Source organism: Arthrobacter sp. L77 (assembly GCF_000816565.1).
In the GTDB taxonomy this organism is placed as follows: domain Bacteria; phylum Actinomycetota; class Actinomycetes; order Actinomycetales; family Micrococcaceae; genus Arthrobacter_D; species Arthrobacter_D antioxidans.
On sequence record NZ_JWSU01000004.1, the window covers coordinates 1,120,838 to 1,135,405 of the forward strand.

Consider the following 14,568-nt stretch of genomic DNA (forward strand, 5'->3'; position numbering starts at 1 on the left):
CCTAACGGCAGGCCCGGGCACGACCGATAGTTCCCGGTGAGCATGGATCGCTCACTCCCAGGCCATGGATCGGCCGCTCAGCCTTGTCTGCAGAAGGTCCTCACGCCGTGCTTGATTCAGTGTCCTCGCTCGCCATGCGCAGTGCCCTCGACGGGCTCGCCCTGCGCCAGCGCGTCACAGCGAACAACATCGCCAACGTCAACACCCCCGGCTTCCACGCCCAGCGGGTCAGCTTCGAGGACGCCCTCGCGCGGTCGGTGTCCATGGGGAACGGCAGCGTCCAGGCCACCACCGACACGTCCCTCGAACCCACCCGGCTCAACGGCAGCAACGTCAACATGGACACGGAGACCCTCTCCAACATCGACACCGTGCTGCGCTTCCAGTTCGCGGCCCGTGCCGTCGAAGGGCCTTTCACCAGCATCCGCACCGCGTTGAGGAGCAACTGATGACCTTCGACGCCATCGGCATCTCCGGCACGGGGCTCACCCTGCACCGCAAGTGGCTCGACGCCGTGGCGGACAACATGGCCAACGCCAACACCGTCACCTCGACCGACGGCGCAGCCTTCCAGCAGCGCTACATCACGGCGCGCGCCGACGGGAACGGGCAGGGCGCCTACGTGGCGGGGGCCGAGTTCGGCAGCGCCGAGGGCCGCCTGGTCCACGAACCCACCCACCCCCTCGCGGACGCTGACGGCTACGTCCGCTACCCCGACATCGACATGAGCGCCCAGATGGGGCAGCTCATCATGGCGCAGCGCGGCTACCAGGCCAACGCCGCCGTCGTCGACCGCGCCAAAGCCACCTACGAAGCCGCCCTCCAGATAGGACGCTCCTGATGCCCGTCCCCGCCATCGGCGCCGTCCAGCCGGCCGCCACCTCCTACCTGCCGTCCGTCGGTGCCGTGTCCGACGCCGGCGGCGAGGGATTCGCGACCTCCCTCACCTCGGCCGTGGACAACCTCCAGGGCCTGCAGTCGGCGTCGAACGCGCTCTCCGTGCAGGCAGTCACCGGAGACCTCACCGACATCCACAACGCCACCCTCGCCTCCACGCGCGCCCAGGTGACGCTGGAGCTCGTCGCGGCCGTCCGGAACAAGGGCGTTGACGCCTTCAACGAGATCATGAGGATGCAGGCCTGATGCCCACGCCCCTGTCCACCGCCGCCACCCGCCTGGGTGACGCCGTGAAGAGCTTCACCATCGCCCAGCGCACCATCGCCATCATCGGCGTCGCCATGCTCGTCCTCGGCGGGATCGCGCTCACGTCCTGGCTCTCCAAGCCCTCCTACACCCCGCTGTTCTCCGGGCTGAGCGGCGAGGACGCCAGTACGATCGTGGACCAGTTGCAGACCGACGGCGTGCCGTACGAACTGACCCAGGGCGGCGGCACCATCCTCGTCCCCGAGACCGCGGTGTACGACCAGCGGATCAAGGCGGCCTCCGCCGGCCTGCCCTCGTCGTCGACCGGCGGCTACTCGCTGCTGGACGACATGGGGGTCACGTCCTCCGAGTTCCAGCAGTCCACCACCTACAAGCGGGCGCTCGAAGGGGAGCTCGCCGCGACGGTCTCCGCGATCGACGGCGTCAAGGCAGCGACCGTCCGCCTCGCCGTGCCCGAGGACACCGTGTTCGTGGCCGAGCAGGGCAAGCCGACGGCATCGGTCTTCGTGGAGACGAACCCGGGCGCCACCCTCTCCACCGATCAGGTGCAGGCGATCACGCACCTCACCTCCGCCTCGATCGACCGCATGGACGCCGCGGACGTCGCCGTGATCGACTCCGAGGGCCGGGTGCTGTCCGCGGTCGGCGTCGGCGCCACCGGTGGCAGCGACCAGCAGGCCTCGGACTACGAGCAGCGCATCCAGGCCTCCGTGCAGGCCATGCTCGACCGCGTGGTGGGGGTCGGCAACGCGACCGTCGCGGTGGCCGCGGACATGCAGCGCGAGAGCGCCGAGCGTGTCGAGGAGACCTTCACGACGCCCGAGAACGCCCCCGCACTCAACGAGTCCACCTCCACCGAGGAGTACGAGGGCGCCGGAGGCGCCCAGGCCGGCGTCCTCGGGCCGGACAACATCGCCGTGCCGGAGGACGGCGCCGACGGGGACGGCACCTTCGCCTCCGAGACGAACACGCGCAACAACGCCGTGAACAAGACCACCGAGTCCACCACGCTGCCCGCCGGTGGCATCAACCGCCAGACCATCTCCGTCGCGGTGGACCGGGCTGCAATGGCCAACATCGACGTCGCCGCACTCACCGCCGTCGTCTCGAGCGCCGCCGGCGTGGACGCTGCACGCGGCGACGTGGTGACGGTCGAGGAACTGGCGTTCAGCGACGCCGGGGCCAACGCCGCCGCGGATGCCCTCGCGGAGGCGGAGATCGCCGCCGCGGCCCAGCAGCGGGCGGACCTCATCCGGACGCTGTCCATCGTGGCGACCATCCTGTTCGTCGCCATCGTGGCGCTCATCATCTACGCACGCCGGTCGCGTCGCCAGCGGCGCGAACCGCTGGACCTCGGGGAGCTGCAGGGCGTCTACCCGGCGATCCCCGCGCCGAGCACCCCTGCGATCGATCCCGCGATGGCCCTCCTCACCCCACTCGAGCCGGCCCCGAACACCACCACGATCGACGTCGCCGCGGTGCAGGCCGCGCTGCAGGCCAGGCCGGCGGAATCCGACCTCGAGCGCATGCGCGCGGAGGTCGACGCCCTCGCCTCCCAGGACCCGGCGAAGACCGCCGAGTTCCTGCGCAGCATGATGGATGACAGGCAGAGCGTATGAGCACCCTCGCCCGCGCCGCCGTGACCGGGACCCAGAAGGTCGCCATGGTGCTCATGCAATTGGACCAGCACCGGGCCGCCGAGGTCCTCAAGCAGATGTCCGAGGCCGAGGCCGAGGAGATCGTCGCGGAAATCGTGCGCCTGCGCCGGGTGGAACCCGCCGCTGCCGAGGAGGCACTCGCGGAGTTCCACGAGCTCACCACCAGTGGCCGGCGCCGGACGCGCGGCGGCATGGACGTGGCCATCGGTCTCCTCGAGTCCTCATTCGGTGCGGAGCGCGCGGCGGGCGTGGTGGGACGCCTGGCCTCCAGCGCGGCCGGCAAGTCCTTCGAGTTCCTCGACAGCGTGGAACCCGGCCAGATCCAGACCGTCCTCGAGGGCGAGCTGCCGCAGACCATCGCCCTGGTCCTCGCACACCTCAAGCCCGAACACGCGTCCACCGTCCTCGCCGGGCTGAACCAGGACACCGGCACCGACGTGGCCCAGTGCATCGCGACCATGGGGTCGGCGACGCCCGAGGCCGTCTCCATCGTGGCCGACACCATCAAGATCCGGGCGGGCGCCGTGGCGGCACCACGTCGGGGCACGACGGCCATCGGCGGAATCCAGCCCCTCGTGGACATCATCAACCGGGCCGACATCAGCACCGAACGCGCGCTGCTCGACGGCCTCGAACTCCGCGACCCGGTGCTGGCCGAGGAGGTCCGCGCCCGGATGCTGACCTTCGCGGACATCGTCCACCTCGAGCGCCGTGACGTGCAGCAGGTGCTGCGCGGCATCGACTCGGCCGTCCTCGCCCTGGCGATGAAGGGCGCCGCCGAGGCCGTGGTGACCGTGATCCGCTCCAACGTCTCCGAGCGCAACCGGGAGATCCTCGACGACGAGATCCGCGCCGTCGGGCCCGTCCGCATGTCGCAGGTCGAGGAGGCCCGCGCCGAAGTGGTGCGTGCCATCCGCGACCTCGAGGCGCAGGGCACCATCACCATCCAGCGTGGGGACGAGGACGAGTATGTCGACTGACGCCTTCACCCCCGTCGCCTTCCCGCGCCTCGGCCCCGGCCAGGCCTCGCACCATGCCGCTGTCGCCCAGGGCCACGCCGCCGGCTACGCCGACGGGCTGGCCCTGGCCCNCGAACTCGCGGAGCGCCGGGCGCAACTCGACGCCGAGCACGCCGCCGCCCGTGCGCAGGCCGACGCCGTCCTCGCGCAACGCCTGCGGGTCCTCGACACTGCCGCGCGGGCCTTCGACGCGCGGACCGCCCCGGTCCTCGACGAGGCCCGCACGCGGATCCTCGACGCCGCCGTCCACATCACCGAAGCCCTGCTCGGCCGTGCCCTGGAGGACGGGCCGTCCTCCGCACGGGCCGCCGTCGCGCGTGCCCTCCGGGGAGCGGAGGGTGAGGAGGTGCGCGCCGTGCGCCTGCATCCCGCGGACCTGGCCGTGCTCGCCCCGGGCGACATGCCGGCCACCGTGCACCTCGTGCCCGATGCCACCCTGCAGCGCGGCGACGCCGTCGCGGAGTGCCCGGACGGCCATGTGGACGCGCGCCTCGGCACCGCGCTCGCCCGCGTGCGGTCCGCCCTGGCAGCCGGGGGTGCCGCATGAGCCTCACCCTCGAGGACGCCGTGGGTCACGCGCTCGCCGCCGCCGCGCCCCAGCGCTTCGGCAGGGTCGCCTCCGTGGTGGGGCTCGGCGTCGACGTCGTGGGCCTGGACTGCGCCATCGGGGACCTCGTCACGATCGGTGATCCCGGCTCCGGGACCGTCGACGCCGAGGTGGTCGCCGCGTCGCTCACCGGGCTGCGCTGCATGCCGTTCGCCCACCTCTCCGGGATCCAGGCGGGAGCGCCCGTCCGCGCCCAGGGGGGACCGCTGCTGGTGCCGGTGGGCCCGGGCCTGCTGGGCCGCGTGCTCGACGGCGTGGGCCGGCCCATCGACGGGCGCGGTCCGCTCACCGACGTCGCGTGGGTGTCGCTGGACAACACCCCTCCGCCGGCGCTGGACCGCACCCGCATCACCGAACCCCTCCAGCTCGGCGTGCGCGTGATGGACACGCTCACCACCGTGGGCCGCGGGCAGCGCATGGGCCTGTTCGCCGGATCCGGGGTCGGCAAGTCCTCGCTGCTGTCGATGATCGCCCGCGGCACCGACGCCGCCGTCTCCGTGATCGCCCTCGTGGGTGAGCGCGGCCGCGAGGTCCGGGACTTCCTGGAGGACGATCTCGGCGCCGAGGGCCTCGCCCGGTCGATCGTGGTGGTCTCGACGTCGGACGAGCCCGCCCTCCTCCGCCTCCGCGCCGCGTTCGTGGCCACGCGGATCGCCGAGGCGTTCCGCGACGGCGGCGCCGACGTCATGCTCATGATGGACTCGCTCACGCGCGTGGCGATGGCGCAGCGCGAGATCGGCCTCAGCGTCGGCGAACCTCCCGCCACCCGCGGCTACCCGCCGTCCACCTTCTCCCTGCTCGCCCAGCTCCTGGAACGTGCGGGGACCGGCGCGTCCGGCTCCGTGACCGGCATGTACACCGTGCTCGTGGACGGCGACGACCACAACGAGCCCGTCGCCGACGCCGCGCGCTCCATCCTCGACGGACACGTGGTGCTCGACCGCAAGCTCGGCGTCGCGGGACACTTCCCGTCGATCGACCCGCTGGCCTCGATCTCCCGGGTGGCGTCCCGTGTCACCACGCGCGAGCAGGCGGCGGTCGCCGCCGTGCTGCGCAGGACCCTCGCCGCACGGAAGGCCGCCCAGGACCTCATCGACGTCGGTGCCTACGCCCGCGGATCCAACCCGCTGGTGGACGCCGCCATGAACCACGAGGCCGGGATCAACGCGTTCCTGCAGCAGCGGATGGACGAGCAGACCCCGTTCGACGACGCGTGGAACCGCCTGGCCCACCTCACCACCTCGATGGGAGTCTCCTGATGGCACGACAGTTCCCCCTCGCGGGCCTGCTCCGGCTGCGCCAGCTGCGCGAGGAGGAGGCCGCCGGATCCCTGGCGGCAGCGAACGAACGCCTCCGCGCATCGCGTACCCGCGCCGACGTCCTGAGCGACGCCCTCGACGGCACGGACATCAGTCCCGCCGGATCGGCGTCGCTCTACGCGGTGGCCGCGGCCCGGGCGTCGGCGCGCAGCATGCTCGCCGACCTGCACGCTCTCGAGGAGCGGCTGCAGGGTGAGCGGGGCCGCGCACAGGACCAGTACCGCGCCGCTCGAGCGGCGACCATGGGCCTCGAGAAGCTCGAGGACCGCCACCGGGACACGGAGGCGACGGCGCTGATCGGCGCCGAGCAGCGTGTCCTCGACGAACTCGCCTCGGTCAGCAGTGCCCGACGCAGTGCAGAGGAGAGAGCATGACCATCACCGACGCGGTAGGCCGCATCCAGCAGATCCAGTCCACCCTCACCATGCTCTCCGCGCCGGCGGCGCGCGCGCAGGCCGCTCCGGCGACGACGGGCGCCTCCTCGGCGGGTTCCTCGACGGCGGCGCCGGGCAGCTCCGCCGACCTGTTCGCCGACGCGCTCGCGGGTGTCTCCGGTGCTTCCCGTGGCGCAGCAGGCGCCGGATCCGCCGACACGGCTCCCGCCGTCGCGCCCGTTGCCGGGTCCTCGGCGCCGGCGCCCGTCGCCGGAGCTGGTACCGCCCCGGTCCCCGTTCCCGCCTCTGCGGACGCGGCCCGGCTCATCGAGGCCGCCCGGTCCTACGAGGGTGTCCCGTACGTATGGGGCGGCACCGACCCGGCATCCGGCCTCGACTGCTCGGGCTTCGTGCAGCGTGCTTACGCGGACATCGGCATCCAGATCCCCCGCGTCACCTGGGACCAGATGAACGCCGGCACCCAGGTCCCGTCCCTCGCGGAGGCCCAGCCCGGTGACCTGTTGTTCAGCCTCGAGGGTGGCCACGTGTCCATGTACCTCGGGGGCGGCAAGGCGATCGACGCCCCGCAACCCGGCAAGACAGTCGCGGTCCGGGACATGTGGGAGACCGACGCGAACATCACCACCATCCGCCGCATCCTGCCGGCCGATCCCGCCGGAGCAGCGTCCGTGGCGGCCCCGGCGGTCACGACTGCCGCCGTTCCGGAATCCGCCGAGCCGGCGTACGCGGCCCAGGCGGCCTTCCTCGCGAGCATGGCGCGATGACCCCCGTGCAGGGGCTTCCCGCGGCAGCCGTGGCGCGTGCGGCACCGGATCCGTCACGTCCGGCGTCGGGTCCTCGCGACAGGAACGCGGCGGCATCCTTCGGCGATCTGTACCGGACGCACGTGGGGGAGCGTCCGGGCGAGCGCGGTGTCGGCGGAGCTGTCGGTGGTGTCGCAGGCCGTCCGGCGGACCGGGCCGCCGCGGGAGCCGTCGCCGGTCGCACCCCGGGGCCGGATGCCGGTCGTGCCGCCGGCCCGGCGGCCGGACCCGGGGCCGGTCCGGCCGTGAACCGCGCGCGCCCGGCCGCTCACGCTGAAGCCGAGCGCTCGGACCGCTCGGACCGCTCGGACCGCGACGCCGTGCGTGGCGTCCCGCCCGTGACCCGTCGCGACGGGTCGGACCCCGCTACCGTCACGGCAGCCCACCCGACGGCCGTGGCACCGACGGAGGGCACGACATCGAGCATCGCCACCTCCTCGGGAGCGACTGAACAGGCTTCCCCGGGGTCCCTCGTCCTCTCCGCTGTCGACGCGGCCACCGGCCCCGTCGATTCCGTCGACCCCGGAGCCGCGTCATCCAGCGGTGCCGTCGGCGCTCCCGGGGGCCCGTCATCCCCCGAGCAGGCAGTTCCCGGTGCGGTCACCGGGGCGGCCCTGGCCGATCCGAACAGCGATGCAGCGCCGGTGCAGGATGCGGGAACGGGTGCGCCCGCGGCAACAACCCTTGCCGGCGCGGCACCGGGCACCGACACGGCGACCCCGTCGGGCACCGACACGGCGACCCCGTCGGGCACCGACACGGCGACCCCGTCGGGTCCTCCCGCCGAGACTGGCCTCACCGGCACGGGTGCTGCGCCTGCTCCGACCGGTCCCACCGCTCCGACCGGTCCCACTGGCCCTTCCGCCCCGGGGGACGGCGTCGTGCCTGCTGCGGCCACGACACCCGAGTCCGCCCCCGCACCGGAGGCCGGAACGCCTGAGGTCCTCGCAGCGGAGGCCGGAACGCCGGACGCCGCCGATCCCGGCGCCGCGATCCCGACCGACGACGGAACGACCGAGCAGGCCGGGGCCGCTCCGCAGCCCGCCTCCGGGCGCGCCGATCTGCCGGCGACCGTGCATCAGGCGCCCGGGGGCGCCGTCGTCGGCTCTGCCGATGCGGCAGCAGCGGCGCCGGCCCGACCGGCGGCACCGCCCCTGCCGCAGCAACTCGGTGGCCACGCATTCGCGCTCGCGCAGTCCGCGGCCGACGCCCCGGGCGGTACGAGCACCATCACCGTCACGGTCGCACCCGACGACCTCGGGCCCATCACCATCCGCGCCAGCTTCGCCGCGGACGGCACCCGGCTCGAGTTCTTCTCCTCCACGGACGGCGGACGCGAGGCCCTGAAGCAGGCGATGCCGGACCTGCGGCGCGAGGCGTCGTCGTCGGGCCTGTCCGCGTCGCTCGATCTCGGGACCGGTACACCGGAGGACCGCAGCGACGGACGGCGGGACGAGCCGTCCGGCCGTGCCACCCCCGCGGTCCACCGCCCGGTGCAGGACACCCCCTGGACCCGGAGCCCCGCCGCGGGCTCCTCCACCCTCGACCTCTTCGCCTGACCCGGAAGGACACCATGCCCATCGACCCCGTCGCGTCCGCGACCTTCGCCCCCACCGAGACCCCGGCCCCCGGAGCCCGGAAGCAGGCCATGGACTCGGAGGTGTTCATGTCCCTGCTCGTCAGCCAGCTCCGCAACCAGGACCCCAGCGCGCCGATGGACACGAACGACATGATCGCGCAGACCACGCAGCTGGCCATGATGGAGAAGATCACGCAGATGACCGGCCTCAGCGAGGAGAACTTCCACCTCCAGATGCGCTCCTCGGCGGCCGCCCTGATCGGCAACGAGGTCACCTACACGGGGACGGACGGCGTCGAGGCCAGCGGCCTGGCGACTGCCGTCTCCTACAGCGGGCCCGTCCCCACGGTCACCATCGGCGGGAAGAGCATCGCCCTCGATCTCGTCTCCGGCGTGGGCGCGCTCCCTGCGCCCTCGCCCGCACCCGTTTCCTGATCCCGCACCCCATTTCCTGATCCGCCCGCTCCGCTTCCGAAAGGCACCATCATGCTTCGCTCGCTCTACTCCGGCATCTCGGGTCTCCGCTCCCACCAGACCATGCTCGACGTCACCGGCAACAACATCGCCAACGTCAACACCACGGGCTTCAAGGGGTCCGCCACCCAGTTCCAGGACACGCTGTCCCAGCTGACGCAGGGCGCCGGCGCCCCGCAGGAAGCGCTCGGCGGCACCAACCCCGCCCAGGTGGGCCTCGGCGTGCAGGTGGCGGGCATCGTCACCAACTTCTCGCAGGGCTCCACGCAGGCAACGGGCCGTGCCACGGACATGATGATCAGCGGCGACGGCTTCTTCATCACCCGTACGGGGGATGAGACCCTCTACACGCGGGCCGGAGCCTTCACGCCCGACGCCGACGGCCGGCTCGTCACGCCCGACGGCTCCATCGTCCAGGGCTGGCCCGCCGTCGGCGGCGTGGTCCAGGAGGGCGCGGTCGGCAACCTGCAGATGCCCAGGACGGGCGAGGTCACCGCGAACGGCACCCTCGAGTCCTTCACGCTCGGCCCCGACGGCACCCTGATGGGCGCCTTCAGCGACGGCACCCGCCAGCCGCTCGGCCGGATCGCACTGGCGGGCTTCGTCAACCCTGCAGGGCTCGAGAAGGCCGGCGGCTCGTCCTACCGGGCGACGGCGAACTCCGGTGTCGCGGAGATCGGTGCGGCCGGCGCCAACGGCCTCGGGACGCTCGACGCCGGGGTCCTCGAGATGTCCAACGTGGACCTCTCGCAGGAGTTCACCAACCTGATCGTCGCGCAGCGCGGGTTCCAGGCGAACGCGCGCATCATCACGACGTCGGACGAAGTGCTCCAGGAGCTCACGAACCTCAAGAGGTAAGCAGGATCGGGCCGGGAACGGCGCCGGTGGGCCGCAGGAGCGGCCGACCGGCGCCCGGACGGTCATGCGGGTCCGCCGGGGCGTCCACGAGGTGCCGGGACCTTACGAAGCCGGGGCCCGTGCCGACAGTGGGAGGAAGAGGCCCCGCCGGGGTGTCCCGAACGCAGGATGTCCGATGATCGTGGTGACCCGGCTCAACGAGAGCCAGTTCGCGGTGAACCCTGACCTCATCGAGCGCATCCATGAGAATCCGGACACCACCCTCGTGATGGTCGACGGCGCGAAATACATCGTCACGGAGTCACTCGTCGAGGTGATCGAGCTCATCGCCGCCTACCGTGCGCGCATCATCTCGCTGGCACGGTTCATGCCCGGCGATCCGTCCGATGACACGTTCGACGTCGGGGACCAGCCGACCCAGCGTCCACTCGGCCTCGTCCGGGACGCCCCCGCCGGGAAGGCCGACGCCACCGGGACCAGCCAGAACGGGCATGCCGCCACCGATGGCGCCGGCTCGCCCGTCCAGTTCAGACCAAGGACCACGTAATGGATCCCGCAACAATCATCGGTATTCTCGTCGCCTTCGGCGCGCTGTACGCGATGATCACCCTGGAGCACGCGAGCGTCGAGGCGCTCCTGCTGCCGGCGCCCATGATCCTCGTGTTCGGCGCGACGATCGCCATCGGGATCGCCGGCGGTACCTTCAAGGACTTCCTGGTCGCGGTGAAGGCCGTCCCGTCGGCCATGATGGGCAGGACGACCCCTCCGCAGGACACGATCGACAGCGTGGTGGTCCTCGCCGAGAAGGCCCGCAGCGAGGGGCTGCTCGCCCTCGAGGAGGAAGCCACCACCGTGGAGGACCCCTTCCTGCGCGGGGCTCTCCAGAACATCGCGGACGGGACGGACGGCGAGGAGCTGCGCGAGATCCTCGAGGACGAGATCGACTCCGCCTCCCAGACGCACCGCACGGCCTCGAAGTTCTTCGCGAGCCTCGGCGGGTACGCCCCGACCGTGGGCATCATCGGGACCGTCGTCTCGCTGACCCACGTGCTCGAGAACCTCTCCAGTCCCGACAAGCTGGGCCCCATGATCGCCGCCGCCTTCGTCGCGACGCTGTGGGGCCTGCTCTCGGCGAACTTCCTGTGGCTGCCCATCGGCACCCGCATCAAGCGCCTGGGGGAGATGGAGACCGCACGCATGACGCTCCTGATGGAGGGGGTCCTCGCGGTGCAGGCCGGCAGCCAGCCCCGGCTGCTCGGTGAACGGCTGAAGGCGATGGTGCCGCAGCATGCGCAGGGCAAGGGTGGCAAGGATTCCGGCAAGGGCGCCAAGGGCGCCGAAGGGTCGGCCGCGCAGGGCAAGGCCGCCGCGTGAGCAGACGTCCGCACCGCCGGCGGCGCGGCGAGGAGCACGGCGAGGAGCACCCGGACGAGCGCTGGATGGCGTCCTACATGGACATGGTCACCGTGCTGATGTGCATGTTCATCGTCCTGTACGCGATGTCCAGCGTGGACCAGCAGAAGTTCGAACAGCTGCGTGCCTCACTTGCCACGGGTTTCGGCACGGTCGAGACCGCAACGGTGGACACGGCGGAGGGAACCGTCGTCGCCGCGGAGAACGTCAACGCCGAGGGCGAGTCCTTCACCGGAGGAGCCGCGCTCGCCGACGCCGCCCCGGAGACGCAGAAGGACGAACCCGGAGCCGCCGACGTCGCCGCACCGACGCCGTCACCCGCGCCGTCCGCAGGAGGAGCATCAGAGACCACAGCGCCCACGCCGTCGCCCTCGCCGTCGGCCGGTGGGGACGCCGCGGAGCCGACCACGGACCGCGAGCGCGCGACGGCGGAGGTCGAGAACCTCCGGGCCCTGCAGGAGCGGATCGACGCCGGGCTGCGGGAGCGGGACCTCGAGACGGCTGTCCGCTACGTGATCGACGAGCGCGGCCTCACCATCCGGCTCGTCGGTTCCGAGACCTTCTTCCTCCCCGACAGCGCGCAGTTGACCGAGCAGACGCAGCGCGTGCTCGGGAGCGTGGGACCGATCCTGGCGACCATCCCCAACGAGGTGGGCGTCGAGGGGCACACCGCGCGCCTGCCCGATTCCGTGCCGCGGCCGCTCGACTGGGAACTGTCCACCGAGCGGGCCGTCAACGTGGTCCGGAACCTCATCGACACCGGCAAGGTGCCCGCGCCCCGGCTGGTGGCCATCGGCTACGGCGAATCGCGGCCCCTGGCGCCCGGCACCACCGAGGCGGAGCTCGAACTGAACCGCCGCGTGGACATCGTGGTGCACTCCGACGAGCCCGAGAGCGTACGCGCGCTCATCCCGGGAATCACCAGCGGCAACTGAACCGCTAACGACCGGCCGGCGTCGTCCGATAGTCGTTGGCGTGACGGTCCAGGAACAACTCTCCTTTGGCGTGCCCTCGGCACCCGCAAGGGCGGTGGATGTCTATGACTTCCGCCGTCCCACCACGCTCGCCCGCGAGCACTCCCGCGTGCTCGAACTCGCGTTCGAGACCTTCGCGCGCCAGTGGGGTACGCAGCTCACCGCGAAGGTCCGCGTGATCTCGCAGGTGACCAGCGAGCAGGTCCTCATGCAGACCTACAACGAGTACGCGGCATCGCTGCCTGCCACCACGGCGATGGTCCTGTGCGCCATCCCGGACCACACGAGCAAGGCCGTGATCCAGTTCCCCGCCTCGGCGGGCCTGTTCTGGGTGGACTCCATGCTGGGCGGCCACGGGACGGTCCCTCCGGGCGAGCGGAAGTTCACGCAGATCGAGCAGGCCCTGATCCGGCGCCTCATGGACGACGCCCTCGAGGGGCTCCACTACTCGCTCGGGTCCGTGCTGACGCACCAGCTGGGGATCGACTCCCTCCAGTACAACTCGCAGTTCGCCCAGGCGGCCTCGACCACGGAGCTCATGATCGTGGGCACCTTCGAGATCCGCGTCGGGGAGCGGTCCTGCCCCGCGACGGTCGCCATCCCCGCGCAGCTCCTGCTGGCACAGCTCGGTGACACGAACCCGACCGCGACCGGCGAGGACGCCCGCGAACTGATCGAGCAGCAGGTGGCGCACGTGCCCGTCGACGTCGCGGTGCAGCTCGCCGCGCTGCCCGTGCTGCCCTCACGCATCCTCGACCTCGCCGTCGGGGACGTCCTGAAGCTGCCGCATCCGCAGCACCGGCCTTTCGAGCTCGCCATCAACGGGCAGCGGCTCGGCGAGGCCGCCCTGGGCCAGAACGGATCCCGCCTTGCCTGCGTAGTAGTCACCACCGAGGAGAACCCCGCACCATGAACACCATCACCGCCGAGTTCGACGCCGCCGCAGCACTCGCCGCGCGTCTGCCCCTTCCCGGGCCGCTCACGGCCCAGACCTGCAACGCCTCCGAGGTTCCGTCCGCCAGCGCGTCGACCGCCGTCGTCGCCTCCTTCGTGGGCGCGTCCTCCGCGGACCTCGCCGTCGTCCTGATCGACACCCAGCCCCTCGCCGCCGCCGCCGGCACGTCGTCGCCCCTCGTCTCCCCGGCCGACGTGCTCGTGCCGGCGCTCGAGGCCGCCTCCTCGTCCCTCGGCGACGGCGTGCTCGGCGCCCCCGCCGTGCAGGACGCCCTGCCGCTGTTCCGTGACGCCGAGACCTCCGTGTTCCGGCTCTCCGGGCCCTCCGGCACCGTGGGATGGTTCGCCGTGCGCCTGCGCGGTGCCCGGCCCGGCGCCGCCCCCCGCCGCTCCTCCGCGCCCGCCGGTGCGGCCAACCTCGGCCGCATCAGCAACGTGGAGATGGCCATGACGGTGGAGATCGGCCGCACCCGGATGTCCGTCCGGGACGTCCTGGACCTCGAACCCGGTGCCGTCATCGAACTCGACCGCTCCGCCGGCGCTCCCGCCGACGTCCTGCTCAACGGCCGGCTCGTGGCTCACGGCGAGGTGGTGGTCGTCGACCAGGACTACGCGGTCCGCATCACGCAGATCCTCGACGTCGCCGACGGCGCCGTCTGATGGACGTCGTGGTCCTCGCGCTGCGGGTGCTGCTGTCCCTGGGCGTGGTCCTCGCGCTGCTGTTCGTGCTGCACCGCAAGGTCTCGAAGCTCAACGGCAACCGGGCAGGCGCGGGACTCGTGTCCGTCGTCGCCCGTCAGGGCCTCGGCGCGAAGGCCTCCCTCGTGGTGGTCGACGCCGAGGGCACGCGGTTCTACCTGGGCGTCACCGAGCAGGCGGTGTCGGTCCTGCACTCCGCTGTCGCCCCGCGTGCGCTGCAGGCCGTTCCGGCGGCCGACGACGCCGTGCCGCCCCGCGCCGTCCAGTCCGCATCCTCCGGCCCGGCCACCTCCGTGCCGTCCCGCGCCGTCCAGTCCGGAGCCCCGGGCCCGGCTATCTCCTCCGCTCCGGAACCCGATGCGGACTTCGCGGCATCGCTGCGCCTCGCCACGGCGGGGAACCCCCCGATGCCCGCCACACGCCGGGCGGCCCGGGCCGCCCAGGCATCCGGGACCGTGCGTCCTACGGCACCGCTGCAGGGCTCGATCCTCGCGCCCGCCACGTGGAAGCAGACCGCAGCCTTCCTGCGCCAGGGACGGGCCGGGTGACGACGGCGCTCCTGCCGTCGGCCCACCCGGTACGCTCCGCCTGCCCATCCCACCCCGCGGCGAACGCGACTGCGGCCATCCGCTCCGTCCCCGCCGGGCCCGGC

18 protein-coding genes are annotated in these 14,568 nt (G+C 72.4%); all 18 read left to right on the forward strand.

Translation table 11 applies throughout. From position 1 onward, the window contains the following. The first annotated feature begins 107 nt into the window (after nt 1-107). On the forward strand, nt 108-449 hold the full coding sequence (gene flgB / locus RY94_RS07870) for a flagellar basal body rod protein FlgB (protein ID WP_043443275.1): 342 nt from the start codon (nt 108-110) through the stop codon (nt 447-449). Continuing rightward, the gene (locus RY94_RS07875; protein ID WP_043443277.1) at nt 449-841 is read left to right on the forward strand and encodes a flagellar basal body rod protein FlgC; all 393 of its coding nucleotides are present in this window, start codon (nt 449-451) and stop codon (nt 839-841) included. Before flgB ends, RY94_RS07875 begins: the two co-directional genes overlap by 1 nt. Then, nucleotides 841-1,143, forward strand: coding sequence for a flagellar hook-basal body complex protein FliE (gene fliE, locus RY94_RS07880; protein WP_043443279.1), 303 nt, complete (start codon nt 841-843; stop codon nt 1,141-1,143). Before RY94_RS07875 ends, fliE begins: the two co-directional genes overlap by 1 nt. Next, nucleotides 1,143-2,783, forward strand: a complete 1,641-nt coding sequence (gene fliF, locus RY94_RS07885) for a flagellar basal-body MS-ring/collar protein FliF (protein WP_043443281.1) — start codon at nt 1,143-1,145, stop codon at nt 2,781-2,783. Before fliE ends, fliF begins: the two co-directional genes overlap by 1 nt. After that, complete coding sequence (fliG, locus tag RY94_RS07890; protein ID WP_043443283.1) at nt 2,780-3,802, forward strand: flagellar motor switch protein FliG; 1,023 nt, start codon at nt 2,780-2,782, stop codon at nt 3,800-3,802. Before fliF ends, fliG begins: the two co-directional genes overlap by 4 nt. After that, entirely contained in the window at nt 3,792-4,388 is a 597-nt protein-coding gene (locus RY94_RS16800) for a FliH/SctL family protein (protein ID WP_052274085.1), read from the forward strand. The genes fliG and RY94_RS16800 overlap by 11 nt, the downstream gene beginning before the upstream one ends. Further along, complete coding sequence (locus RY94_RS07895) at nt 4,385-5,707, forward strand: FliI/YscN family ATPase (RefSeq protein WP_043443285.1); 1,323 nt, start codon at nt 4,385-4,387, stop codon at nt 5,705-5,707. Before RY94_RS16800 ends, RY94_RS07895 begins: the two co-directional genes overlap by 4 nt. After that, nucleotides 5,707-6,141 carry a flagellar FliJ family protein gene (locus RY94_RS07900; RefSeq protein WP_043443287.1) on the forward strand — a complete coding sequence of 145 codons (435 nt, stop codon included), beginning with the start codon at nt 5,707-5,709 and terminating at the stop codon, nt 6,139-6,141. The genes RY94_RS07895 and RY94_RS07900 overlap by 1 nt, the downstream gene beginning before the upstream one ends. Continuing rightward, nucleotides 6,138-6,926, forward strand: coding sequence for a C40 family peptidase (locus RY94_RS07905; protein WP_043443289.1), 789 nt, complete (start codon nt 6,138-6,140; stop codon nt 6,924-6,926). The genes RY94_RS07900 and RY94_RS07905 overlap by 4 nt, the downstream gene beginning before the upstream one ends. Then, complete coding sequence (locus tag RY94_RS07910; protein ID WP_156135066.1) at nt 6,923-8,524, forward strand: flagellar hook-length control protein FliK; 1,602 nt, start codon at nt 6,923-6,925, stop codon at nt 8,522-8,524. The genes RY94_RS07905 and RY94_RS07910 overlap by 4 nt, the downstream gene beginning before the upstream one ends. 14 nt (nt 8,525-8,538) lie before the next feature. Beyond that, complete coding sequence (locus RY94_RS07915) at nt 8,539-8,979, forward strand: flagellar hook assembly protein FlgD (RefSeq protein ID WP_043443295.1); 441 nt, start codon at nt 8,539-8,541, stop codon at nt 8,977-8,979. A gap of 51 nt (nt 8,980-9,030) precedes the next feature. Then, nucleotides 9,031-9,876 (forward strand): flagellar hook-basal body complex protein, encoded by an 846-nt coding sequence (locus tag RY94_RS07920; protein WP_043443297.1) that lies wholly within the window; start codon nt 9,031-9,033, stop codon nt 9,874-9,876. 175 nt (nt 9,877-10,051) lie between these two features. Further along, nucleotides 10,052-10,423 carry a flagellar FlbD family protein gene (locus RY94_RS17235; RefSeq protein ID WP_082046128.1) on the forward strand — a complete coding sequence of 124 codons (372 nt, stop codon included), beginning with the start codon at nt 10,052-10,054 and terminating at the stop codon, nt 10,421-10,423. Further along, nucleotides 10,423-11,250, forward strand: a complete 828-nt coding sequence (locus RY94_RS07930) for a motility protein A (RefSeq protein ID WP_043443299.1) — start codon at nt 10,423-10,425, stop codon at nt 11,248-11,250. Before RY94_RS17235 ends, RY94_RS07930 begins: the two co-directional genes overlap by 1 nt. Next, nucleotides 11,247-12,224, forward strand: coding sequence for an OmpA/MotB family protein (locus RY94_RS18115; protein WP_043443301.1), 978 nt, complete (start codon nt 11,247-11,249; stop codon nt 12,222-12,224). Before RY94_RS07930 ends, RY94_RS18115 begins: the two co-directional genes overlap by 4 nt. A 94-nt stretch (nt 12,225-12,318) precedes the next feature. Beyond that, nucleotides 12,319-13,176 carry a flagellar motor switch protein FliM gene (locus RY94_RS07940; protein ID WP_231554445.1) on the forward strand — a complete coding sequence of 286 codons (858 nt, stop codon included), beginning with the start codon at nt 12,319-12,321 and terminating at the stop codon, nt 13,174-13,176. Next, nucleotides 13,173-13,877: a flagellar motor switch protein FliN gene (gene fliN / locus RY94_RS07945; protein ID WP_043443305.1), complete on the forward strand. Its 705-nt coding sequence runs from the start codon at nt 13,173-13,175 to the stop codon at nt 13,875-13,877. Before RY94_RS07940 ends, fliN begins: the two co-directional genes overlap by 4 nt. Further along, entirely contained in the window at nt 13,877-14,464 is a 588-nt protein-coding gene (locus RY94_RS16805) for a FliO/MopB family protein (protein ID WP_052274086.1), read from the forward strand. The genes fliN and RY94_RS16805 overlap by 1 nt, the downstream gene beginning before the upstream one ends. Nucleotides 14,465-14,568 lie beyond the last annotated feature (104 nt).

What these genes read in the sequence shown, in the direction of transcription:
- RY94_RS07915 (WP_043443295.1), top strand. Translation starts at nt 8,539, where the DNA reads ATGCCCATCGACCCCGTCGCGTCCGCGACCTTCGCCCCCACCGAGACC.
- fliE (WP_043443279.1), top strand. Translation starts at nt 841, where the DNA reads ATGCCCGTCCCCGCCATCGGCGCCGTCCAGCCGGCCGCCACCTCCTAC.
- RY94_RS07920 (WP_043443297.1), top strand. Translation starts at nt 9,031, where the DNA reads ATGCTTCGCTCGCTCTACTCCGGCATCTCGGGTCTCCGCTCCCACCAG.
- RY94_RS16805 (WP_052274086.1), top strand. Translation starts at nt 13,877, where the DNA reads ATGGACGTCGTGGTCCTCGCGCTGCGGGTGCTGCTGTCCCTGGGCGTG.
- RY94_RS07875 (WP_043443277.1), top strand. Translation starts at nt 449, where the DNA reads ATGACCTTCGACGCCATCGGCATCTCCGGCACGGGGCTCACCCTGCAC.
- fliF (WP_043443281.1), top strand. Translation starts at nt 1,143, where the DNA reads ATGCCCACGCCCCTGTCCACCGCCGCCACCCGCCTGGGTGACGCCGTG.
- RY94_RS17235 (WP_082046128.1), top strand. Translation starts at nt 10,052, where the DNA reads ATGATCGTGGTGACCCGGCTCAACGAGAGCCAGTTCGCGGTGAACCCT.
- RY94_RS07905 (WP_043443289.1), top strand. Translation starts at nt 6,138, where the DNA reads ATGACCATCACCGACGCGGTAGGCCGCATCCAGCAGATCCAGTCCACC.
- fliN (WP_043443305.1), top strand. Translation starts at nt 13,173, where the DNA reads ATGAACACCATCACCGCCGAGTTCGACGCCGCCGCAGCACTCGCCGCG.
- RY94_RS07930 (WP_043443299.1), top strand. Translation starts at nt 10,423, where the DNA reads ATGGATCCCGCAACAATCATCGGTATTCTCGTCGCCTTCGGCGCGCTG.
- RY94_RS07895 (WP_043443285.1), top strand. Translation starts at nt 4,385, where the DNA reads ATGAGCCTCACCCTCGAGGACGCCGTGGGTCACGCGCTCGCCGCCGCC.
- RY94_RS07910 (WP_156135066.1), top strand. Translation starts at nt 6,923, where the DNA reads ATGACCCCCGTGCAGGGGCTTCCCGCGGCAGCCGTGGCGCGTGCGGCA.
- RY94_RS07900 (WP_043443287.1), top strand. Translation starts at nt 5,707, where the DNA reads ATGGCACGACAGTTCCCCCTCGCGGGCCTGCTCCGGCTGCGCCAGCTG.
- fliG (WP_043443283.1), top strand. Translation starts at nt 2,780, where the DNA reads ATGAGCACCCTCGCCCGCGCCGCCGTGACCGGGACCCAGAAGGTCGCC.